Here is a 23,449-nt window from a genome sequence, read left to right as displayed (position 1 = left end):
ATGTTTATAGGTTAAGTTGAAGGCCCAGGACAAATGTTTTCAATGGGGGGATGTTTTTTCCGCTTGTTGAGGAAAGTGCACCTGATTCAGGATCAATGACGCCGGAATTGCGTTTCCAGAAGGTATAGAGGTTCTGTCCTTCTGCAAATACTTTCAGGTTGCCAAGGCCCAGTTTTTTTGCCAGTTTTTCCGGAAGGTGGTAAGCGAGGGCAGCGTTTTTGATCCGCAGATAGGAAGTATCAAAAATATTGGCAGAGGATTGTCCATAATAAAAATCGAATTGGGTGGAAGGTGGCGGAACGGTAGCTCCAGGGTTTGCCTGCGACCAGACAGGCAGGTCAAATTCATTGAAGGCCCCACTTCCCCCGGGGTTGCGGATCAGTCCGCCTTTGGACTGCTGTCTGACAAACTGCAGGAGCAGGCTGAATTCAAAACTGTTCCACCTCATGCTGTTGCCAAGGCCGCCATAAAAGTCTGGTGCAGACCTGCCGATGGTATAGTTGAAATAGGGGGTTGCAGAAACCTCGCCGTTCTGGCCGGCGTAACGGGTTTTGCCCGTGGCAGGATCGATCCCCAGTGAGCGGTACCCCCGGATGCGGCTGATGTCGTAGCCGATTTCGTAGATGGAAGCGTAACTGGAATTCTCGAAGTTTTCAAAGGATTTCAGGATGTTTCTGGGGATGGTCAGGTTAAGGGAACTCGTCCAGGTAAAATGTTTTCCCTTGAAATTGCTGGAGCTGATGCCGAATTCCCATCCGCTGTTTTCGATCACTGCCGGGAGGTTGGCCTGGTAGCTGCTGAAGCCACTGATCTGCGGTATGGCATAACTGACCAGCTGGTCTGAACTCCTGGAAAGATAATAATCTGCGGTGAGGCTCAAGGCATCCTTAAAAAAGGCAAGTTCCACGCCGAGGTCCAGTTTGCGGGTATTTTCCCATTTGAAGTCCGCATTGCTGATCCGGCTGGGCCGGATTACCGGTATGCCTTGGTAAACGATGGAACCCGGGCTGCTGTAGGTGGACAGGTAACCATAGTCTGGGATCTGGTCGTTGCCGCTGCTGCCATAACTTGCCCTGATCTTACCAAAGGAAAGCACGGGCATGTTTTTTTTCATCCAGGAAAGGTTGCTGAAGATCCAGCTGGCCCCGGCGGAGCCGAAATTGCCAAAGCGGTTTCCCGGGCCGAAGCGTGATGAACCATCACGGCGCAGGGTAAGGTTGATGATATAGCTGTCCATCAGATTGTAGGTGACCCGGCCGAACAGGGAGGCGTAGCGGTAATTGGTACTGGTTCCTGTTGCGGTAACGGTTGCTGCAGATCCGGGGTTTTCCATGAGGCTTTCAAGGGTGTAACCGCGGGCGATGATGGACCTGCGTTCGCTGCTTTTCATCTGATAGGTGCCGCCTAGAAGGAAAGAAAATTTATGTTTGCCAAGTCGCAGGTTATAATCCAACTGGGGTTCGGAGATAAAGGACTGCGTTCCGGTAAAACTGAAATTGGTGCTGTTGAGGATGCCGGGTTGCAAGGATGAGCTGGGTGAAATAAATTTTTGGTCATAACTGGTCCGGGTGTAGCCGGAGTTGACCCTGAACGATAGCGAAGGGAGGATCCGGTAGGAGAGGTCAAGGCTGGTGATGCTGTTGTCGGTCGCGTTTTTGCTTCTTGCATTGATTTCTGCCAGCAGGTTGCCTGCATACCAGTTTACCGATCCGTCGGGAGAATAAAAGGGGTAATTCGGGGCGGTCAGGTAACTTCTGTCCAGGTTGCTCACGATGTTGCTCAGATCGCTGTTCTGCCTGCTGAGCTGGCTGATGGCCCTGATGGAGAATTTTTGGTCTTCTGAAAGGTGCTGGATCTGTGCGCTCATCCCGCCGCGTAGGTAACTGTTATTGCCTGGAAGCACGGTGCCTTCACTTCGGAAATTCCCGCTTACCGAAAAGGTGGTGTTTCCTTTGCCTCCCGAGATTTTGGTCTGGAGGTTGGTCGAATTAGCGGTATGGCCGAAAATGTAGTCTACCCAGTCGGTCTGCTGGGTCTGGCTCCAGATGGTGAGGTCTGGTGCATAGTTTGCTGAGGTCGGATCGGAGGAAGGGATAAGCCCGTCGTTGGCGAATGCGGCCCTGCGCATGGAAAGGTAATCCTGGAGGTCGATCAGTTTGGGCCTTGCACTTACCGTGCTTGCTCCCTGCTGGATGTTCAGCTCAAACCTGGTGGGGCCGGAGGCTGCTTTTTTGGTGGTGATGATGACTACACCGTTTGCGCCGCGGCTGCCGTAGATGGAGGTGGCATCTGCGTCTTTGAGTATGCTGATGCTTTCAATATCCGCGGGGCTGATGTTATTTAAGGGGCTGACGGCGCCCGCAATGTTCAGTACGTCAGTATTTCCCTTTCCTACAGGAGCGCCGTCGTAGGGTACGCCGTCAATAATGTACAGTGGGTCGGTGCCTGCGGCGAGGGAGCCTTTTCCGCGGATCTGGACGGAAATATTTCCGCCGGGAAGGCCGTTGGTGGTCTGGATGAATACGCCGGGCATCCTGCCCGAGAGTGCGGAAAGGACATTGGTGACGGGCTGCTGCTCGATCTGTTCGGCACTGATGGAGGAAACCGATCCGGTGTTGAGTTTTTTGGTGGTTTTGCCATATCCGATGACTTGGATGTCGTCAAAGGAGTTTGTGCTTTCCTGCATTTTGATTTCCAGGTTTTTTTGGCTGCCGTTGAAAGTGATTTCCTTTGTACGGTAGCCTGTATAGGTGATGCTAAGGGTTCCGCCTGTGGTTTTTGTGTGGATGGTGAATGTGCCGTCCGATGAAGATTGCACGGCAGTGCTGGAGTTTTTGATGCTGATGGTGGCGCCGGGCAGGGCTTTGCCATCGCTTTCGGTGACGACGCGTCCGGTGATCTGGGTGGTGGTCTGGGCGCTTAACTTAAAGTTTGGGCAAAGCGCGGCCAGGACAATAAATATTATTGCTTTGTTCATTTGGTTATATGGTTAGTTGATGGGACTGCTGCCGGTATTTATAAACCAGGACGGGGCCATGCTTGAAATAACCATTAACCGATAGTCATGGCTTCCCGCCTGGTTGTGGGGTTTGCTAGCAGTATGTTTTATTTCTTTTAGTTAGTTGGGTTGGTGATAGGGTTTCGGTTGATTTAATGGTAATGTCATGGCATAGGTCTGCCCCTCAGTTACATTATTAAAGAACCTGTTGCAGACGGAGGGGCAGAACTATGCCAAAGCTAGATGGGGTTTTTGGGCTTGAGAGCGTAAAGCCTGTTGAAAGGGTAGAAGGGGGTGGGTTTTGGTGTGTGGAAAGGAAAGAACAAGGCAGTGCCATTGATCGGTGGGAACGGTGTGTGGAGGGTTGCCGGGTTGTTTTTTCTTTTCATGCTCGTATGGTTGATACGAGTCTTTGGTAGCCCAACATCATAATAAATGTGGGACTGCAAACCATGATTACAGTAAAGTTTCTGAGGCCTTATGTGACATGGAATTACAGCAGCCCCACACCTATTTCGATGTACAAATATATACATCTACACATAGATATGGGTATTAATCTGCTGTCTTGTGTCACGGCCTCAGAATATGTAACCACAAGACTCTTATTATTACCTCTTTATAAAAACAAATTTAATACATATACGGCAATAAACCAAATAATTCGTTAATAATGTCGCCTACTTTTTTTTTCATTTTGCTTGGTTATGCAAAAGCTAGAAAATAATATTGGAAAAAATGTTGGGAGAAACTTAAGCTCTCTGCTCGAACAATCAGGAATTACTATATTGGGCTTTTCGAATGCAACTGGAATATCGTTAAACCATGCTAGGGTTATCAAAAATGGACGGGCTTCAATCACGCTTAAGACTGCAGAAAAAATTGCCTCATTCTTTTCCGTTGAGCCTGATTTATTATTTCTAGAAAATCCCATTATACTTGGAGATCTAGCCTCTATTCCTACGATATCTGAATTCTATCTGCATAATGATGGTAACGAGAAGTTTTTCATAAATAAAGTAAAAGAAAGTAGCATAACGTTAATTCTTAAAAGTCAGTTAATACCTAGCAGTCTATTTAACAATTGGGTTCGCTCCATGGATATATTAGTTTACTTTAATGAAAATAAACATTATCTACAATCTAGAAACCTATTCAATGCAAAGTCAATTTCCAAAGCATTAAGTAGGATATATCAAGAAACCGAATTACTAGAAAGAGACGATTTGAGGAAAAATGGAAAAGTCTTTAGGTATAGACGCAAATTATAATATAATTCATTGTTTTTATTTACAATACACCAGGCAGTTTCAAATAATAAGGTGCAATATATTGTTATAAATAATTGGTCGTTTCGATAGGTAGATGTCAGGGTTTAAAAAAATACAACTTGGGAATGATAATTTTTTAGCAGTCCGAAAATTGCCCAAATACTAGCTCGTAAATTTTAAGTCAAAAAACAAATTTTGCCCTTATATGAACTTTTAGGCTAGGCAAGGCGAGCCTGAACGAACTAATGGAGTTTTTTGGTCGGGCTTTACAGATCAACTGAGTAAATACTTTAAACGGTTTTCTGATATCAAGCGGCGCAAATCGATGAGCAAAACCCGTTTTCTCGATTAGATGCAGCGGCTCGTATCCAAGAGGATTGAAGATAGTGATACCTGGATCCCAGAAGATCAACGGGCCAGATATGGATACTAGAGGGCAGAGTTTTAGATTCTAATCTAGTTTTTTGATGCTGTTTCATCGTACAATATCATTATTGATGGCAAAGGAGGTGAGCTGACTTATCGAATTTATTCCGGTCTTGCGAAAGATGTTTTTCCGGTGTGTTCTAACGGTATGCTCAGATAAGAAAAGGTGTTTTGCGATTTCCGCACTAGTTTGCCCGTTGACAATCAGCCTGATGATTTCTAGTTCTCTTTCACTAAGATTGTAGATCGGGTGCTCATCAGATTGGGCGAAATCCCTCATGGTATCAAAATATGACCGGTTTTCACTTACCCTGTTGATAGCAGCGATAAGATCAGTACTGCCCCTGCTCTTCAGCAGGCAGCCATCTGCCCCCGCGGAAATCAACTGGTCGACATACGACTTCTCTGGGAACATGGTTAAAATAATTACCTTGGTTTTTGGAAAGTTCTTTTTGATCCATTCCGTGCATTGGATACCGTTCATCCGGGGCATGTTGATGTCCATAATCACCACATCTGCCGGCCTGGCATGCATCAGCTCGATCACTTCCTCACCATTTGAGGCCGTACCTGAAATGGTGATGTGGTCCTGGGACCGTAATATCTCTTTCAACCCGTCAACCATCATGGCATGATCATCGGCCAGATATAAATTTATCTTGTTCATAACTTGATTTCAATAATGACGGTTGTTCCAAAAGAATTTGAATCGATAGTGAGCTGTCCTTCCATGCTCTGGGTGCGTTTGCGTATGTTATCCAGTCCCATACCTCCGCCCTGAAGCTCAGCGTCAAAACCTTTGCCGTTATCCTCATAGATCATGGTCAGTTCATCATCAATGGCCGATAATTCGATCCTCACCCGGCTGGCATCAGCATGCTTGAGTGTATTGGTAAACAGTTCCTGTATTATTCTGTAAAGATTCATGGATAGGACATCATCCGGGGACCGTTGCAGCTCAATAACAGAAACCACTTGCAGCTTTCCTGTTGCCTGAATGGATTCGCACAACTGTTTTAGGGCTACCCTTAAGCCAAATCCGGAAAGTGTCCGAAGATCCAGCTCATGTGAAAGTTTGCGTATTTCTGCTGTTAACTGTATACTCAGCTCATTGACTTTCTTGTTTAACCGCCGGACTTCACTGGTGTCGGTTTCCAGTGTGACCAGATCACTGAATATTTTTAAAGTGGACATAATCCCACCAATATTATCATGGAGTTCGGCGGCTATCCGCTTGCGTTCTGCCTCCTGGCCTTCAATCACGGCATATGCAGATTTCAGTTCATTGCGTTGCATCAAGGCCTCCACCATCCGGTATTCCGCATTTCTCAGCGACAGTTTGCGCTGGTAGCTATAGACAAACCAGATGATCAGCACTACCATTACCAGCATAGAGCCGGTTCCTAAAATGAAATATGTTACCTGGGACATTCCGTACTTGATAAAATAAAACCATAACAGATTATGCCGTTTTTGATGATATTGCTTACACACTGAATCAACCAGGCATTGTTAAAGAAACCTTCCGGCTTTCCCGAAAGGATATCTGTTCCCATCAGGTAGGTAAAAAGTGACCCTGAAGAATAAATCAGCCATCCGCAGGTGATAACGAACTCGGGCATCCGTTGCAGCGCCTTACTCTCCTCGGTCTGGTAAATTCTGTGAAAGAATCGCATTCCCAAAAAGATGATAATCAATACAGTCAATGTCCAGGTATTGGAATTAAAGTCCAGATACATGTTTTGGAACAATATATTGCCCGAATACACCAACAATAAAATAACAAGAACAGCTGTTTTTGGCTTTGTTCCTTTTGCCTGAGTAAAGAAAATATAGACTGCGGCAGCCTCCAATAAAGCAAGCAAGTGATATAACGGCATATTGTGTATGCCCTTTATAGCTGTACCCAGGGCAATGAGCCGGATAATTCCTGAAACTAAAAAAAACAAACCCATCATAGCGAAGGGCTTGTTCCGATTTCCCCATTTTATCCATACCAATGCCGGAAAAATCTCCGAGATGTCGGAAATATTGGAAACGGCAAAACTGATATCTTTAAATGAGGCCATTTTTATTTACTCAGAAAACTGTCTTCTCCGCATTGATTGGGACAGGGCCTTGAACCTGAAAGTACCTCGTCGTCATCAATTCCCAATATCTTATGAAAATCCACACCGGTGTCCAGTACAGGCATCAGGATAAGATCCCTGAATTCTCCGTCTGCAGGTTTAAGCGGGAAATCACAATCATTCCTTTTTGAGATTCCATAGTAGCATTTGATGGCCGCAATTTTTGGGTCTTTTTCCCCCTGCCTGGCGTTGAAAATATCAATATCCATGAGCACTTTTTTTAAACTGTTAATGCCAAAGACGTGTCCGAAAATATGGCTTGATTCGTTTCTGGCCGGGGTCTGCGGATCGCCAAGATATTTTTCAAGCGAAATTGCCGCATTGGCTACGGTGATAAATTCCCCTGCATTGGCAAGGTTTACTTTCATTTTTTCGCATTCCACCGAAACGAATTCAGGGGAGGTAGTTGTTGAACTTTCTGACATGCTTTTATTTTAAGGGTTATTACTGGTTGGTTATCAAAACAAATTTCAATACTCTTTGCCAGTAAAACCATACCACACAAGGGGTATTTTAAAAAGATGGGTCAACTGATGGAGAGCTGTTAACAGATGGTGTCATAAACTTATACATTTTTTTTAAATACCCCAAACCGCGCGGCGAATACCACCAGTGTGGTATTGCCCTAACTGCCTTAGATTCGCAAATTTGACTTAAAAAAGTTATGGACCCACTCATTTTACTCATTTCGCTTATTCTCGCCATGAGCCTGGCAGGTGAGCGTTTGGTCACCCTGATTAAAAACATTTTTCCGGCATTGGCAGATGACCGCTCTTGCTCAGCGATAGAAGTGCTACTGATTATGCCCTAACAGGGTCGGTTACGGCTTATTAAACCCACTCGAGAGTAGCCCACTCGTCTGCGTACGTATATTATATAATTAACACTTAAACCACAAAACAATGAAAACTTTTTTATTTTGCTGTAGCATTCTAATGCTCAGTATTGCCGATGCTTTCGGCCAGTGCGACACCACGAATGCGAGTTTGGATGCGGTCGTCGCAAAATATGAGCAAAAATATAAGGAACTGGCGCCTGATACCAGTGATAAAGATGCACCATGGTCAAATTCTGTACTGGCCAGTCTGAACATGGATATTGATTTCAGTATGGTCGATAAAAAACTCTCGTTCGATCTGGTAAGCGTAACAATGAGGAACAAGAAGATGTCCTTCAGCGTTCCCCAGACCACGGTTAAGGAAAAGAAAATGTCTTTTACCATTTATGAGCCGGGTATGAAAAGGGTAGTCATCGGCTGGAAGATGGAATTCCATTGGCCGAAGATGAAAAAAGTAAATATCTATGGTAAAATCCCAACAATGGTTAAGAAAACCCATACGATAATTACTAAGATTCCGACTTTTACATATGCATCGACAGGATTTGTAACGAAAATCCCGGAATTTAAAAGAGACAGAAAAGAAATCATTATGAAACTCCCAAAAATTGTCATTAAAAAAATATCTGCAAAGGCAGAAACCCTTCGGGATGAGGCAGAGAAGCTGGAAAAGAAATATAATAACCTTGGCCTGGAGGCGAAAAAAGAAATGGCAGACGAGGTAGTCACTACATTTGACTGCCAGAGAAATTCACTTACCTCCAGCAGGGATTCGGTTCAAAGAGAATTTACATCTGCCTTGACTGAATTGGATAACAGCATAAAACAGATGAAGTCCAATGGTGCAGATCCGTCAAAAGTAGTTGGGGAGGATGGTGTGGAAATTGACATGGTAAAAATGAAAGAAGATCTCTCACAGGAGCTGGCCAATGCATTAGCTTCTTTTGATGAAGCGCTGAAACAGCTTTTGGCCTCTGAAGAAGAGATATTAAACAGTCTCACTGCATAATATTTTTGAGTAGCCGTGCCACAATTGAGGGCATGGCCACTCTGTCTTTTGAGGCTATTGTAGTAACTGGTTTGTATATGGGATAAAAATGGATCCCTGGCAGCGAGGTTTCTGTCTGTGAATATTTATATGTTCAAACTGATATTGGTCCTTTATACGGGAAGTCCTGGGAAAGATTATGCCAATCTACACTCAAAATTAAATACTCTTCCATCGTTTGTCAGGAAATTCCTGCATCCCCTGGAGACTTTGATATTGACGGGATAATTTCTTCAACAGGTGATGTGTATCAATGCTACAGCCCTGAACGAATTATCCAAATAAAGAACTTTATGAGAACCAAAGAGAGAAAATAACCGGTGACTTAACAAAGCTAAAGACTTATAAAAAGGGAATCTCTCAACTTTTAAATGGCATCAAGATTAAGCGTTGGATATCATCGGGCCTTATATAGCCAGTCCAATTTTCTATTCTTTTAATGAACTTCTTTGTGTCAATGTTTATGTTGCTATAGCAGCCACGCGTAAGATCTGTCTGCACCGCGGATAATTGCTGCATCCCCAGAACTTTCCCTTGTCTGAACTTCTGGCTACCATAACTCCGTCGCAGTTTGGGCATTTTTGCTGAGCGGTTTGTTTGTCGCCAATACCATGATCCTGGATGAGTTCAGCTAAGAATTTGCTCATGTTTTGTGGGTTATATTGGAGATAGACCTGGTGGCGTGCGCGGGTGAGGGCGACATAAAACAGCCGCCTTTCCTCGGCATTTTCAAAACTGTCGCCGTGCTGGAGCAGATAGCCTAAAATCGGATCATCGGCCATTTGGGATGGGAAGCCGTAGATACCGCTATCCAGGTCCAGCAGAATGGCCACATCACAGGTCAGTCCTTTACAGGCATGGGCAGTGAAATAGGAAATTTTGAGTGCTGGAAAAGCCTTCTGCAGTTCCCTTAAATCCGCAGGTGCATTATGATGGTAACGGCCGATCAGAAAGACTGAGGCGCTCGAGTGATCTTTCTTGATCTTTGCCAGGATATCTTTTAAAGCATCAAATTTCTGGAGATCCCTTTGCGCTTTATTGCCATAAGCAGTTACGGGGCTGGGTATAAAAGAAGGGCGCGAGGCTTTAAATGGCGAAGAAAGGTTTTTTTTGAGCTGGGAAGGGTTCACCTGGATAAAGCCACTGGTTAAAGTAAGTATCTCCTGGTTAAAACGGTAGGTTTGTAGCACCGCATTTTCGGCGGTTATCCCAAAATGCCTTGAAAATTCGGTGATGATGCTGATATCGCTTCCGGTAAAACGGAAGATGGACTGCCAGTCGTCTCCGACGGCATAAAGTTTGGCGATGGGATTGGCGGCTTTCAGGGCCTTGATCAGGCCATAACGTCCAAGGGACATATCCTGAAATTCATCAACTAAAATATAGCGGTACTTTTTGTTGAATTCACCGTTGGAGATATATTCGCTTGCATGGTTCACCATATCGTTATAGTCGATACAGCCGGTCCGTATGAGTTCAGCCTGGTAGGCTTCTTTTAAAGGAGCAAATACGCCCAAGAATACTTCAAAGCGCTGGTCGGCAGCTTTCGATCTCAGCTGCCCGATAGTGCTATTGTTGGACTTCATCAGGTTCAGGAAGGTAAAAATCAGGTTCATAAAATCCTCATAATCATCCAGTGCCTTAATCCTGGTTAAAATTTCCTTTGGATCACGTTTGTTCAATACTACGCCATAATTATCGAGGTGGATTTTTAGCGCTTTGAGCAGCGTTCCATTTCGGTTCTGAAAGGAATAGGTTTTGATCAGACGGGTACCGTATTTCTCATGGATCGATTCTTTCCAGCGCATGCCGCTCTGGTACTGTTCGGTAGCCGTTTTAAAAGGGGGCTTGCACTTAAAATAGGCGGGAACGTTGCCCTGTTCATCGATGCCATAGTGCTCATGGTAGATGCCGTATTCCGGTAAGTAGAAGTCAGGGCAATACGCGCCAAAATCAGGATTTTGATCTTCGGCCTTCAGCGGATAAGTCCGTTCATATGCAAAGTCTACCCTGTGCAGGTAGAGGAAATTGGCAATCATCACCTCTTCCAAACTTTTGCATTCCGTTCCGTTCAGGCTCACATTACGGAAAGCGCGCTCATGTTTGATCAGATCGTTTTCCGATTTAAAATCAAAATCATCCCGCGGCGGCCTGACAAAAAAGGAGATAAAATTAACGGCCTTCTGTGCGAAATCCGTATCTGTTAAAAACAGCCTGTCGAACTCGTGTTGTAAAAATGACTTGGCCCGGTAATCCTTGCCATCAAAAGCCAGCTTCACCGGATAGGGACTACAATACCTACACACCATATTGCCGAAACCATTAAAGGTTTTAAATGTAATCCCCCTGGCCAGTTCGTCATCCCGCAGAAAATTACAGGTCCTGTCAAACATTTCATCTACCGCGGTATTGGTGAACGAAATCACCAGCAGCTCTTCAGGCCTTGCTAGGTTTTTTTCCAGGATATAAGCAATCTTTGCACTGATTGTCGTGGTTTTTCCAGTTCCCGCACCGGCGATCACCAGATTATTATCTTCATCACAGGCCACCGCCCGCATCTGTTCCAAAGAGAGGGGATAGGTTTCCAGGCTGCAAAGAAATGCTTTGAATTCAGAAATCTCATGAGGGATGAACCGCCCGTTGTAAGCCTTTCTGATCCCTTCCAAATTTTCATGGATATCCACAAAACGGGAAATCAACGCTTGCTCATCGGCATCAAGGCCACAGTTCCTGTAATTTTTTGGAATCGCCTGCAACAATGGTTTATGGTCTTCCCGTAGCCTCAGCGCATCATAATTGGAAAAATACAGGACCATATCCTGTTTTTTAGCGATATCCTTTAAGGCTAGAATGATATCAGGAATAAGTTGTCGGATATTTTCTCTTCTTTGGAGTTCCTGCTGCCTGGTTTTAAGCCAGTACAGGAACCCACAGGAAAGAATGAACAGTATAATCTTTACAAATAAAGGAAGGTCATCGAACCAATTTGATTTCGGATATGGTGACTTTTTTAGAGGCATTAATGGAATGATTTTAGCAAATATAATATTTAAACTTCCTTATTGGCAGGGTAGGCTGAGGAAGAACCGTTCAACCGTATGTGTTCAGGCATAACGTGTCCAGATTGATCAGGAGGATTGTCTGGAACAACGTGAAGACCATGGGTCATTTCATGGAGAGGAGTATTGTCTTCCGATGGAGCTTAGCCAATGCGATTTATCCCCAAATACCAACTTATAAAAATGAAAAGTATCGGACCGCTTTGAGCTCCATTGTTATAACCTCCAAAGTTTAATCACTGTAAGTTCCAGTGTAGGTACAGATAATTACCTTTCTTATTTTTTCTATCTGTACGTTTTTCTAAGAAAAACAAGTGACGGATTTCTAACGATTTTGTGTCTGGTGACACATTTTTGCTTTTTTACGACGGATTCGGCTAAGTGTTTCGCGACTGATCCCGAGATAGGAGGCTATATTCTGCTGGGTGGTCTGCTGTTCTATTTCGGGGTGGTTTTGCAGCAACATATCGTAGCGGTGTTCGGGTCTTTGGGTGCGGAGCAGGATGGCACTTTCTGCGCTGAGGATGTAGTACTTCTGGATGAGAATCCGGCCGATCAGGTTAGCTTCTTTGAAGTCTGCATAGTAGGCGTTGAGTTCGAGCCAGGTAAGGGACTGGACTTTGCTGTCCTGGAGGACTTCGATGTACTCCTGGGCGGGCTGTTGGGTGAAAAAGCTGGTTACTGAGATCATCAGATCGCCTTTCCCGCGGAACCAGGTAGTGCATTCTTTTCCATCTTCGTCGATGAAATAGGCACGCATGAATCCGCTGCGGATGAAGTATATGCGGCGTGCGATTTCTCCGGGGGAAAGGAGGATTTTTTTGCGTTCAAAGGTTTCGATAAGGCTTTCTTCTTTTACCCGGTTCTGCATAGGGGTGGGAAGCGGGATGATGAAGCCAAGTATTTCCAGTAGGTCGGCTTCGGGATCGTTGATGTGTGGCATGGTGATCGATTGTGTCACAGATCAACCATTGTTATTTTTAAACGGGGTAATATTGTCCTTGCGGAACGGATACTGATTTTAAACGTCTTTTTTATCGATTTGGTATAAGTGCTGTTCTTTTTTTAACTGGAAACGGAAGTCTTTGCTGACGCAAAATTTATTGATCGAGGATTTGAACATTTTTCCTACCTGTGGGAGTTGTTGCCGGTTAACGGGCGGGGTAGGATATTATCTAATATCTATAATATGAAAAACAGTTTTAGTGAAAATCTGCTTGGAGAGCTGAATACCCGGTTGGATTCGTTATCAGATGGGGATCAAATTAGTGTGGCGTTGCTGAAGGCACGGACTTCGGTGATCACGGAAGCCTTAAAGACCTTATCTGATTTCTATGTGCCTAAGATTGCAGAAGACCCTTTAATTGAAATTGATTATTATAAGGGCGCATATCCAATGTTCAAGTCTTTGATAATATACCACACTGAACTTCATTATTTTATGACTGGCATTCCTGAATCGGGATTAAAGGTGAAAAAGAAATATTATCTGTCCAAACTCCGGTCGATCGCTGCTTTTTTTGAACAGAACAGCATGCATTACGATTATTTCAGATTGGATGGGGGGGTGCTGGATAGGGTGTTTTATTCGAAGGGAGATATGAAGAATATTCTACAGCCATTTGTATTGAGTTATGAGCCTATCCTGGCTCCGCCGATGGGGGAACTGGTAAGCTGGTTTATGGCATATGAACGTTTAAGGAATGGGATCTTGGCTATGTTGCACGAGCTGTCCGGACCTGCGGGAATTTCTGCTACAGTCGTTGATGCTGGGGGCAATCTGCACCGTGAGTTTAAGTGGACCGGGGGAGATATCCACCTGATCGAACTGGTGCACGGTATATTTTTGACAGGGCAGGTGAACAATGGAGAAATCGGTATTGTGGAGCTGTTCCAGGTAGTCGGGAAGTTTTTCGGAGTAAATCTCAGGGTGCCCAAACGGGGCTTTGATGACCTGAAGGCAAGGAAGACAATGAGCCGCACGGCTTTTCTGGATATGATGCGTGCAGCGCTGCTGAAGAAAATGGATGATGATGATGCCTATGATCATGAAAGGGCAAGGCGGAGGAACGGGTTTTAAGGAGTGGCTAACGGAGGGACCACTGCGTTCTGAGGTGGTTCCTGCTTGGCGCAGAATTATTTTGATTTTGCCTGAAAAGTTGATGCTTGATGTATAAAGGCATATTGTTCTTTGAAATTATTTGATAGTGAAGTAAACCAGGTTAAACATAATTTGTTTATTCCAATTGTAGGATTTCCGATTTTTGTTTATGTGGCAATTTCTATTTTTTCTTTTTTCTGTTTGTTCTTCTGTTGTTTCTGCTGTTTGTGTTGTTTCTGTTAGTTGTTCTGTTAGTTCTTTTACTCCTGTTGTTTGTTTCTTTTATTTTGTTTGTTTCGTTTATTTCGTTTAATTTTGTTGTTATGATAGATATGAATACGATTGATCAGATGCGTCGTCCTTCCAAATCGGAACAGATGATGGCTATAGCGTCCTTACCTGCTTTTTCTTCAATTCTTTCCGGCATCCATAGTGAGCAGACGGAAATTGAGATAGAGGAAACCGGTGAGCGGATCAAGATTCCCTTTAGGGCCCTTGCATTTCTTGGGGATATCCTAAAGGCTATGGGAGAGGGTAAACCTGTTTCTATCGTTCCCTTGGCAACTGAGGTAACTACGCAAAAGGCAGCCGAAATACTCGGCTGTTCAAGGCCATATCTGGTGAAGTTATTGGAAGAGGGAGCCATCGATTTTGTGAAGGTTGGCAAGCATCGGAGAATAAAGTTTGAAGATGTTGTGTCCTACAGACAGAAGATGAAGGACCAGCAGAAAAAGAATATTATCGAGATTATGGGTTTCGATGAAGAGCTTGGATTGTATGATTCATAGTGTCCGGTTTAAGGCTGTACTGGATACCAATGTCATCTATCCGGTAATTATACGCGACCTGCTTTTCTGGTTTGCATATTATGACCTTTATACCCCAAAGTGGAGTGCCAATATTTTCGGTGAGTGGAAAGAGGTGATGCTTAGGCATGGCGTGGAAGAAAAGGAGGCTGAAAAACGGGTTCAAAAGGCAAACCAGGCTTTTCCGGATGCCATGGTGGGCAATTATGAGGGGCTGATTTTGCAGCTCGAACTGCCCGATGAGGATGACCGTCATGTGGTAGCAGCAGCAATCAAAACCAACGCCAATGTGATCGTTACCAATAACCTGAAGGATTTTCCAGAAGAATATCTGGACACTTTCGGCCTGAAGGCCAAAAGTGCCGATGATTTTCTTACCGACATTATCGATCTGAACCAGGGGCAGGCGATAAAGGCATTCCGGGAAATGGTACTAAACAGGAAGAATCCTGCAATGGATGAATACCAGGTGCTGGAAAGCCTGCGCAGGAATGGCCTTACCGATACTGCAAATTATCTACATGCATTATTGTAAAATTTCCTTTTACCATCTTTTTCGAAAGATGGCTGACCTAGCATCAATATTTAGGCTTTGTTTTGCTATGTCGTTAATGGTAAACAGGCTAAACTATACCGGTAGAAAAATTGCGCGCTGGTATAGGTTGCATATTTTGTTTTTACTGCTTTCTGTGCTTTGGTGATTTCAGTGCCTTTACCTCCAAAATCAGATACCGATTTAAGTGAAATGAAAAGGGGTTTTTCTTCGAACATTGTATGTTCAGCTGCATAATAAACCCCATAGGTTTCCATGTCCAGGCCAATTGTTCCCGCATTCTCGTTGGTAAGCTTTTCAAAAAGCTCATCGGAGCGCATCAGTGCACCACCTGTGATTATTTTTCCTGGGATGGCCCTTAATGGCTCAAACAAGTTGGCGTGGGGATAGCCAGCCTGAATGTCTGTTAATATATCCTTTTGAGCAAAGGCTTCAATGCTTCGTACAAGTGTTGGATCTGCTGGGATTTCCATCTTTCGATCAGATTCAACCTGCTCAAGCTCGCCATCTGCACCCTTTTGCATTTTGTATACTACCTGGTGGTAATCAACTGAACTCGATGCGATCATAATGTCCCCGAGATTAGGCTTATACATACTTTTTCGGCTGCCAGCAGCATGTCCAAGCATAAAGATGTATTTTGGTTGGTACTTCCAGGTCAGTTTGCATGCAATAGTTGAAGCGCCGGCTATGCCCTGATGAAATCCTCTGGCAAGAATAACAGATAGGGACTTGTGATCGTCTTTAAAGAAACCGGCATAGTAAACACTAGCATCATTGTCGCCACCATGAAGTTTTTCACAATCTGTCATAAGTTCTTTTACAGCATCAAATTCTTCCAGGGTAGCGGTAACAATTGCGATCTGATATTGCGAATTATTTGTTGAACGGTGTGCGGTGATCCCCAATTTTTTATCTTCTTCGGCCAGCTCCAATGTTTCCTGCAACTGATGCAAGGCACGGATGGCCAGCTTTTGCGCTAAAGCAACAGAGACATTCAATATGCCACCTTCCTCTTCCTCAATAGACCTAAATAGCTGTTTGGAATCTTCCAGTTGTTTGATCAGTGTGGTAATAATCTCCAGGATTTCTACATCGGGAGCTTGGTTATCATCTAATAATTTTGGATAAATATCATTATACAATGTTTCTTCCAGGTTTGCCATTAAAGCATATACGTCGCCGTCAAAGAGAAAAGCTATCCCGCTTTCGCTCGGGGTTAAATTGGAAGCAGCATCATGGTACTCGTCCAGATTGCTGGTTAGAAAATCTTTTAGGTAGGCAAGTGCACGTTTTATCCGGGAATATTTTGAGGCCATAATTCGAATGATCGGGCTGCAAATATCTCATTTAAAAATTGAAAAAATAAGATGTACAAAGCATTCTTATAAACCCAGTAAAGATTACACAAAGCTATATAATTCTGAGGAGGCCGTATCACCAGTTGCCAGCCCGCTTAAAGGACTTGTTTAAGCAGGTTTAAAATCCAATCTATCCAATATTGGATAGGAAGATTTGATGCATGCGCAACTTTGCTTTATCAAATCCCGGTACAATGGGGTGCCGGGGAAAAGTGAAGGTTATGTTGCATGGTTTTTCTACACTTCAGTTTTTAGCGGTACTGCTGGTACTTGGACTGCTCTGGTATGGTGGTGTCCTAATATTTTTTAATCTCAGAAAAAAAATGGGGCCTTTGGGGGTGGCAAGTTTTAAGGGGGTGTTAGATTCATCTGTCCCTGGAAAGGGAAGTGATAGTGTTACCGCTTCGGGTAGCGCAGTAGCTGATGACCTGATGGGCAAAGCGAGACTACCTGAGGGGATGAGCAGCGTGGGCATGGAGGATATCGGTTTTGTGGATCTGGATGAAAGGGATATCGAGGGACAGCAGGGGCTGGTGCCGGACCTGCTGGAGGAGATCAAAAATGTGTTTTTGGTTCTGGCGAAGGAAGATAGCAATAAGCGTGATTTTTTTGAGCTGATGAAGGTGGTGAAGGAGCAGTATCCGGGCATGGCCTCGCATCCCAGGATCAGGCGGATCAATGAATATATCTCTGATCATGCTGCTTTCCACCTTTCGCCGGAAGAACTGGAGAACCTGTGGTATTAGCCTTTGGGTGATCTGAGCAAGTTATTATTCTACCTTACTTCAATCTATTTATCCATTATCTGTTTTTTATGAAAAATCAATTCAACAGCCCTCGAAGCGTGCTTTGTGCCAAATTTTTATTAGTGGTTTATATCTTTTGTTGGTTCCAGTTTATCGCTGCGCTACCTGTGTTTTCGCAGGATGGGAATGCGGGGATTCAGGAAGCTACCGATAAGGTGGTGGGATATTTCGATACGGGCTGTGACCTGATGTATGCCATCGGTGCAGTTATGGGTATCATAGGCGCCGTGAAGGTCTTTAATAAGTGGAACGCGGGTGAACCGGATACTTCAAAGGTGGCCTCTGCCTGGTTTGGGTCTTGTGTTTTCCTGGTGATTGTGGCCACTGTTTTAAAATCATTTTTCGGGATCTAGTAATGGCCACTATATATCATATCAATAAGGGCGTTGGCAGGCCGATTGTCTTCAAGGGGCTAAAAGCGCAGTACATCGCTTATCTCGCTTTGGGGCTGGTGCTGATGCTGATCGGGTTTGCTATTGGCTATGTTTCAGGTGTGCCACTGGTGTTTTTGATGGTAATGGTAGGTGTTTTGGGAGGTGGCCTTTTTGTTGTGGTTTTTCACATGAGCGCAAAATTCGGGGAGCATGGGCTGTTAAAGTTTCTGGCCAAACGTGGTCTGCCAAAGTACCTGGTATTCCGTTCCCGCCGCTTATTTACACGGTTAAAAAATGTGAGGTTATGATAGAGGCTAAGGACATATTTCCGATATATAAAGTGGAGCATGACTGTATCCAGTCGATGCAGGGGGACCTGACAGTGGTGTTTAAGCTGGGGTTGCCCGAAATCTTTACGTTATCGGAAAGGGATTATGAAAGCTACCACCAGGCCTGGGTAAAGGCGATCAGGGTATTGCCTATCGGAACAGTGTTGCATAAACAGGATTGGTTTCTGGAAAGCAGGTTTAAGGCTGATTTTTCGGTTGAACATAGTTTTTTATCGGGGGCATCGGAGCGTTTTTTCAATGAGCGGGAATTCCTGGAGCATGAGTGTTATGTGATGCTGACCGCAAAGCCTGCGGGGAGGAAACTCTCCAACTCTGCTTACAGCAATATCCTGCGCAGGCGGATTGTCCCGGAACAGACGGTGGATGAGGGGTTGTTTTCTTCCTTTCTGGATTATGTAGGGCAGTTCGTTAGGATTTTATCGGACAGCGGTTTTGTGTCATTGGTCAGGCTTTTGGACGATGAATTGGCGGGAACAGCAAATAAGCCGGGACTGATCGAACGTTACTGCTTTTTATTGGGGAAGGAGGAAATGCCGCTGATTTCAGATATCCACCTGCGGGATGAAATCAGGGTTGGGGATAAACGATGCGAGCTTTATACGCTTTCGGATGTGGAGGACCTGCCGGCAATGTGCGGCCCCCGGATCAATTATGATAAATACAGTTCGGATCGGAGTAAGTTTTCTATCGGTTTTGCAAGCCCGCTGGGATCGCTGTTATCCTGCAACCATATCTTAAACCAGTATATTTTTATAGGGGATAGGGATAAGGTGCTTAAAAAACTGGAGGCCAAGAAACTGCGTTTGCAGTCGCTGTCGGCTTATTCGCGTGAAAATGCACTGTCAAGGGATGCGGTAAATGATTTTTTGAATGAAGCGGTAGCCTCGCAGCGGCTACCTGTAAAAGCGCACTTTAATGTGCTGGCCTGGTCTTCGGACCGCGCGAAGTCGCTGGATCTGAAGAACCTGGTGGGATCAGCAATGGCCGGGCTGGATGCTTCAGCAAAAAGGGAGACTGACGGGCAGGCGCAGGTATTCTGGGCAGGGGTGCCGGGAAATGCAGCGGACTTTCCGATGAACGATTGCTTTGATACTTTTTTAGAGCAGGCGGCTTGCTTTTTTAACCTGGAAACCGCTTACCAGAGTTCATTAAGCCCATTCGGGATTAGGATGGGGGACAGGTTGACGGGCAAACCGGTGCACGTGGATATCAGTGATGAGCCCTGGGAGCGGGGACTGATCACCAATAGGGCGAAACTTTTGATCGGGCCATCGGGATCAGGGAAATCCTTTGCGGTAAACCACATGATGAGAAGTTATTATGAACAAGGGGCGCACTGTATACTGGTGGATATCGGGCACAGTTATAAGGGATTGTGCGAGCTGGTCGGGGGATATTATTTTACCTATAGCGAAGAGGATCCAATCAGATTCAATCCCTTTTATCTTTCGGATGGGGACCAGATGGATACCGAGAAGAAGGAGAGCATCAAGACTTTGCTTCTGGCTTTATGGAAGAAAGACGATGAGCATTACCGCAGGTCGGAATACGTAGCGATATCCAATGCACTTAAACTTTATTATGAGCATTTAGAGGCAAGGGCTGATATTTTTCCCTGCTTTAATTCCTTTTATGAGTTTTTAATGTCGGAATATATGCAGGTGCTCGCAGATGGAAAGGTAAAGGAAAAGGACTTTGATGTGGGTAATTTCCTGTATGTCCTGAACCCTTATTACCGTGGAGGGGAGTTTGATTACCTGCTTAATGCCTCGGAAAACCTGGACATGTTATCCGAAAGATTTATTGTTTTTGAGCTGGATAATGTGAAAGACCACCCGATACTTTTTCCTGTGGTCACGCTGATCATCATGGAAATGGTGATTTCGAAAATGAGAAAACTGAAAGGGATCAGAAAAGTGGTACTGATCGAAGAATGCTGGAAAGCGATAGCAAAGGAAGGCATGGCGGAATATATCCGCTACCTGTTTAAAACGATGCGCAAGTTCTTTGGCGAGCCGATCGTGGTAACGCAGGAAATTGAGGATGTGATTTCTTCACCCATTGTTAAGCAGGCGATTATCAATAATGCGGACTGTAAGATATTGCTGGACCAGAGTAAATACCAGAACAAATTTGACCAGATCCAGGAACTTTTGGGGCTGACCGATAAAGAAAAAGCGCTCGTACTATCGATGAACAAGGCAAATGATCCCAAACTGAAATACAAGGAGATTTTCATCTCGCTGGGCGGACAGATGAGCAAGGTGTACCGGACGGAGGTAAGCGTTGAAGAATACCTCGCCTATACTACCGAAGAACGGGAAAAGATACTCGTGCAGGAATATGCCGCGCGTTACGGCAGCATCCAGAAGGGGATTTCGGTACTGGCAGCAGAGATGAGGGCAAGGGCGAAGCCGGGATAGAGATAGGCTGGAGGCTCTTTATCCTGTATTTGCCTTAACCATCCAACAATATAACCATAAGTCAATCCAACAATCCAACAATTCAACAATATAACAATAACTCAATCTAACAATACATCAATCAATCTAACCAAAACCAAATACCATGAAAACTAAAATGCTTTTTTTATCACTTTGTCTGGCCGCTTTATGGTCGTGTAAAGGATCCAAAGACCTGCAATCTTTTATCCCGGGCACCTACATCGATTATGCCAGGGGGGAATACAGTGAATCTTCGGACACGCTGATCATCGGGGAGTTTAATGAAATCAAGGATAGCTATCCGATTATCAGGAAGACAGGCTTTAGGCGGATCGGAGATGGAAAACCGGGGCGCCTGGAACATGCCGCCGAGAAGTGGCTGGGGATCTGGGATGGGGAAAGTGGATCGATCCAGGTCCCGAAAAATTCCAAGATCATCAGCTTTTATCCCGATTCAGGTGTGCTGCTACTGGGAACGCGTGAGTATAGGAAGATTGCCGGTGGCAATTAACAGGCGCCAGGCATATTTGTCAAGGTACATATATATAGTATAACAGCTTTTTAAATCCGGGCAAAAGTGCAAAACACCTGTAGCACAATAACAAAAAGCTAAAATCAATTCACTTATGGAAAATCTATTGAACCGGTTTACGGACCGGATGGGAAAAGTATGGACTAAAATCAGGGATAAGATGAAACAATATATGGTAATCCTGCCGCTGAGTACGGTGACGCTGATCGTGGGGCTGCCCAAGGGGGCTGATGCACAGATCGCGGTGCTGGAAGTGATCAAGGCAGGGGTAAAAAAGGTGATCAAGGCGGTGGACCTGAAAATCCAGCGACTGCAGAATGAAACGATCTGGCTGCAGAATGCGCAGAAGGTGCTGGAAAACCAGCTTTCCAAACTAAAGCTGACCGAGATCGCGGACTGGACGCAGCGGCAGAAGAAACTCTACCGCGAGTATTACGAGGAGCTCTGGAAAATTAAATCGGCCATTGCCTATTATAAAAAAGTAAAGGACCTGACGGCAAAGCAGGTGGCGATCGTGGATGAATACAAATGGGCCTGGAATCTGTTCCGGCAGGACAAACACTTTGAGCCTTCCGAACTGGATTATATGCAAAAGGTGTATTCAGGGATTCTGGATGAAAGCATCAAAAACATTGACCAGTTATTATTGGTCGTGAATTCCTTCAAAACGCAGATGAGCGATGCCGAGCGACTGGAAATCATATCCAAGGCATCGGAAAAGATGGACGTGAATTACACAGATCTGAAAAGTTTTAACCGTGGGAATGCGGTATTGAGTATACAACGCGCTTCTTCGATGGAGGAAAGCGCCAAACTAAAAGAAATTTATGGTATCGAAAAATAGGTTATTGGCTGGGGTTGGAAAGAGTCCAGCGTTAGTTTTAGGGGTGGTACAGGCTTTAGCTTTCAGGGTAAAAGCTTTGGTCATTGGGGCTTTGGTGTTTATGTTTTGCTTTGTGTTCTGCTTTGGTGGTGTTGTTCAGGCGCAGACCTTTGGAGAGTTTTTTAACCAGAAGAAAACGCAGAAAAAATACCTGCTGGAACAGATTGCGGCTTTACAGCTGTATTTATCTTATGCCAAAAAAGGGTATCAATTGGTGGATGGGGGACTGCAGACCGTAAGAGATATTACCAGTGGCGAATTCAGCCTGCATGGCGCTTTTATTTCTTCGTTAAAAGCAGTTAGCCCTGCGGTCAGAAAAAATGTAAAGGTGGCGGAAATCCTTTCCTACCAGATCGGTATCGCGAAATGGTTTTCAGAATTTAAGGGCAATGCCATGCTCTCGCCGGGCGATCAGCTTTATATCCTGGAAGTGAAAGCGGCCGTACTGGCGGACTGTTCAAGGGATCTGGAATCGTTGCTTTTGGTAGTGACTTCGGGCAGGCTGGAGATGGAGGAGGCTGAGCGGATCAGGCGCATTGATGAGTTGTATGAAGCTATGCAGGACAGGGCAGCTTTTACCACGGATTTTATGGCTAAGGTAGAGCGATTGATCAGAAGCAGGGAAAGGGATAGGTTTGATATTCTGGATTTAAGGAGGGCTTATGGTTTTGAATAGGTTTATTGCCGGATGCTATTTAAAGGGTTTAACGCAGTGTTCATCGCTATCTGCCAGCGTGTGGATAAGGTCACTATTACCTTTTCCAAAAGCTTTGCTTTTAGCGGCGCTTTTCAGTACGGTTAGTTTATCTGCTAAGCAAAGTCTAGCGCAGTCAACTGAAGCGCAGCAACTGCTGTTGAATGTCGAAAAACTCAGCCAGCTCAAAAATATCCTGTCCGATATGAAAAAAGGGTATCTGCTGATATCCAGTGGTTATAAGGCGGTAAAGGATATTGCTCAAGGTAATTTTTCGCTGCATGAGGTTTTTCTGGATGGCATGATGCTGGTCAGTCCGGAAATTAAAAAATACCATAAGGTAGCGGATATTATTAGTGACCAGGCGAAGATTGTTTCAGAGTACAAGCGGGCATTCAAGCGCTTTCAGGCTTCGGGCAATTTTTCGGAGGATGATATTGCTTATCTCGCTGGGGTGTATAAACAGCTTTTTGATTTGAGCATGGATAACCTGGATGAACTGCTGACGGTGATTACTTCTTCAAACCTTCGAATGAGTGACCAGGAAAGGTTGGCTGCCATCGACAGGATTTTTGCCGATACGCAAGAAAAGCTGATGTTTCTACGGGCCTTTAATGATCAGGCGACCATGCTTAATCTACAAAGGAGTAAAGAGAGGGCTGATGTCAAGGGGCTTAGCGAGGTGTTCAGGAATGAAAAATGATCGTGTTAACGGGGAATAATGCATCTGGTTTTCTACGCATTGGAGAACGCCCCGGCTATATGCCCAGCTCAAA

The 23,449-nt window shown here is 44.7% G+C and carries 22 protein-coding genes; 14 read left to right on the top strand and 8 right to left on the bottom strand.

Going from position 1 to position 23,449, the window contains the following annotated elements; genetic code table 11:
- Positions 1-4 precede the first annotated feature (4 nt).
- Positions 5-2,977 carry a SusC/RagA family TonB-linked outer membrane protein gene (locus BLR37_RS03120; RefSeq protein WP_090764400.1) on the bottom strand — a complete coding sequence of 991 codons (2,973 nt, stop codon included), beginning with the start codon at positions 2,975-2,977 and terminating at the stop codon, positions 5-7.
- Positions 2,978-3,705: 728 nt separating this feature from the next.
- Here BLR37_RS03120 and BLR37_RS03110 point away from each other — a divergent pair.
- Positions 3,706-4,269: a helix-turn-helix domain-containing protein gene (locus tag BLR37_RS03110; RefSeq protein WP_039471929.1), complete on the top strand. Its 564-nt coding sequence runs from the start codon at positions 3,706-3,708 to the stop codon at positions 4,267-4,269.
- A gap of 475 nt (positions 4,270-4,744) precedes the next feature.
- Here BLR37_RS03110 and BLR37_RS03105 read toward each other — a convergent pair whose 3' ends face one another.
- The 4 genes from BLR37_RS03105 to BLR37_RS03090 are packed head-to-tail and all read right to left on the bottom strand — an operon-like array spanning position 4,745 to position 7,249.
- The gene (locus tag BLR37_RS03105) at positions 4,745-5,362 is read right to left on the bottom strand and encodes a response regulator transcription factor (RefSeq protein WP_039471927.1); all 618 of its coding nucleotides are present in this window, start codon (positions 5,360-5,362) and stop codon (positions 4,745-4,747) included.
- Positions 5,359-6,126 carry a sensor histidine kinase gene (locus BLR37_RS03100; RefSeq protein WP_052265938.1) on the bottom strand — a complete coding sequence of 256 codons (768 nt, stop codon included), beginning with the start codon at positions 6,124-6,126 and terminating at the stop codon, positions 5,359-5,361. The genes BLR37_RS03105 and BLR37_RS03100 overlap by 4 nt, the downstream gene beginning before the upstream one ends.
- Positions 6,114-6,764, bottom strand: a complete 651-nt coding sequence (locus BLR37_RS03095; RefSeq protein ID WP_090764398.1) for a hypothetical protein — start codon at positions 6,762-6,764, stop codon at positions 6,114-6,116. Before BLR37_RS03095 ends, BLR37_RS03100 begins: the two co-directional genes overlap by 13 nt.
- Positions 6,765-6,766: 2 nt before the next feature.
- A complete protein-coding gene (locus tag BLR37_RS03090; protein ID WP_039471922.1) occupies positions 6,767-7,249 on the bottom strand; it encodes a hypothetical protein in 483 nt (160 codons plus the stop codon).
- A 239-nt stretch (positions 7,250-7,488) separates the two neighbouring features.
- Here BLR37_RS03090 and BLR37_RS25220 point away from each other — a divergent pair, with 239 nt between their 5' ends.
- Positions 7,489-7,635 carry a hypothetical protein gene (locus BLR37_RS25220; protein WP_156131392.1) on the top strand — a complete coding sequence of 49 codons (147 nt, stop codon included), beginning with the start codon at positions 7,489-7,491 and terminating at the stop codon, positions 7,633-7,635.
- 91 nt (positions 7,636-7,726) lie between these two features.
- Positions 7,727-8,671 (top strand): hypothetical protein, encoded by a 945-nt coding sequence (locus tag BLR37_RS03085; RefSeq protein ID WP_143009525.1) that lies wholly within the window; start codon positions 7,727-7,729, stop codon positions 8,669-8,671.
- A 500-nt stretch (positions 8,672-9,171) separates the two neighbouring features.
- Here BLR37_RS03085 and BLR37_RS03080 read toward each other — a convergent pair whose 3' ends face one another.
- On the bottom strand, positions 9,172-11,730 hold the full coding sequence (locus BLR37_RS03080) for a UvrD-helicase domain-containing protein (RefSeq protein ID WP_039471919.1): 2,559 nt from the start codon (positions 11,728-11,730) through the stop codon (positions 9,172-9,174).
- A 364-nt stretch (positions 11,731-12,094) separates the two neighbouring features.
- Entirely contained in the window at positions 12,095-12,712 is a 618-nt protein-coding gene (locus tag BLR37_RS03075) for a Crp/Fnr family transcriptional regulator (protein ID WP_039471917.1), read from the bottom strand.
- A gap of 246 nt (positions 12,713-12,958) precedes the next feature.
- Here BLR37_RS03075 and BLR37_RS03070 point away from each other — a divergent pair, with 246 nt between their 5' ends.
- From BLR37_RS03070 to BLR37_RS03060, 3 genes are all read left to right on the top strand, one after another.
- On the top strand, positions 12,959-13,849 hold the full coding sequence (locus tag BLR37_RS03070) for an RteC domain-containing protein (protein ID WP_143009524.1): 891 nt from the start codon (positions 12,959-12,961) through the stop codon (positions 13,847-13,849).
- Between the two features lie 344 nt (positions 13,850-14,193).
- On the top strand, positions 14,194-14,658 hold the full coding sequence (locus BLR37_RS03065) for a helix-turn-helix domain-containing protein (protein ID WP_244154581.1): 465 nt from the start codon (positions 14,194-14,196) through the stop codon (positions 14,656-14,658).
- Entirely contained in the window at positions 14,648-15,211 is a 564-nt protein-coding gene (locus tag BLR37_RS03060) for a PIN domain-containing protein (RefSeq protein WP_039471913.1), read from the top strand. The genes BLR37_RS03065 and BLR37_RS03060 overlap by 11 nt, the downstream gene beginning before the upstream one ends.
- 65 nt (positions 15,212-15,276) lie before the next feature.
- On the opposite strand, the gene BLR37_RS03055 is transcribed toward BLR37_RS03060, so the two are convergent.
- Positions 15,277-16,548, bottom strand: a complete 1,272-nt coding sequence (locus tag BLR37_RS03055; RefSeq protein ID WP_039471911.1) for a 5'-methylthioadenosine/S-adenosylhomocysteine nucleosidase family protein — start codon at positions 16,546-16,548, stop codon at positions 15,277-15,279.
- A gap of 203 nt (positions 16,549-16,751) precedes the next feature.
- Between BLR37_RS03055 and BLR37_RS03050 the strand changes: the two genes are divergently transcribed.
- From BLR37_RS03050 to BLR37_RS03015, 8 genes are all read left to right on the top strand, one after another.
- Positions 16,752-17,336 (top strand): hypothetical protein, encoded by a 585-nt coding sequence (locus BLR37_RS03050; RefSeq protein WP_090764389.1) that lies wholly within the window; start codon positions 16,752-16,754, stop codon positions 17,334-17,336.
- Positions 17,337-17,404: 68 nt separating this feature from the next.
- Positions 17,405-17,749, top strand: coding sequence for a DUF4134 domain-containing protein (locus tag BLR37_RS03045; protein WP_039471906.1), 345 nt, complete (start codon positions 17,405-17,407; stop codon positions 17,747-17,749).
- A 2-nt stretch (positions 17,750-17,751) separates the two neighbouring features.
- Positions 17,752-18,078, top strand: coding sequence for a DUF4133 domain-containing protein (locus tag BLR37_RS03040; protein WP_039471904.1), 327 nt, complete (start codon positions 17,752-17,754; stop codon positions 18,076-18,078).
- The gene (locus tag BLR37_RS03035) at positions 18,075-20,543 is read left to right on the top strand and encodes a TraG family conjugative transposon ATPase (RefSeq protein ID WP_039471902.1); all 2,469 of its coding nucleotides are present in this window, start codon (positions 18,075-18,077) and stop codon (positions 20,541-20,543) included. Before BLR37_RS03040 ends, BLR37_RS03035 begins: the two co-directional genes overlap by 4 nt.
- Before the next feature lie 145 nt (positions 20,544-20,688).
- Positions 20,689-21,075 carry a hypothetical protein gene (locus BLR37_RS03030; RefSeq protein ID WP_039471900.1) on the top strand — a complete coding sequence of 129 codons (387 nt, stop codon included), beginning with the start codon at positions 20,689-20,691 and terminating at the stop codon, positions 21,073-21,075.
- Between the two features lie 115 nt (positions 21,076-21,190).
- Positions 21,191-21,940 (top strand): conjugal transfer protein TraI, encoded by a 750-nt coding sequence (locus BLR37_RS03025; protein ID WP_482211618.1) that lies wholly within the window; start codon positions 21,191-21,193, stop codon positions 21,938-21,940.
- Positions 21,924-22,655, top strand: a complete 732-nt coding sequence (locus BLR37_RS03020; RefSeq protein WP_090764386.1) for a hypothetical protein — start codon at positions 21,924-21,926, stop codon at positions 22,653-22,655. The genes BLR37_RS03025 and BLR37_RS03020 overlap by 17 nt, the downstream gene beginning before the upstream one ends.
- Entirely contained in the window at positions 22,642-23,376 is a 735-nt protein-coding gene (locus BLR37_RS03015) for a TerB family tellurite resistance protein (protein ID WP_244154580.1), read from the top strand. Before BLR37_RS03020 ends, BLR37_RS03015 begins: the two co-directional genes overlap by 14 nt.
- Positions 23,377-23,449: the final 73 nt, after the last annotated feature.

It is taken from the genome of Pedobacter soli, assembly GCF_900101435.1.
In the GTDB taxonomy this organism is placed as follows: domain Bacteria; phylum Bacteroidota; class Bacteroidia; order Sphingobacteriales; family Sphingobacteriaceae; genus Pedobacter; species Pedobacter soli.
Note: the sequence above shows the minus strand (reverse complement) of the source record. Positions and strands in the feature narration are given on the sequence as shown.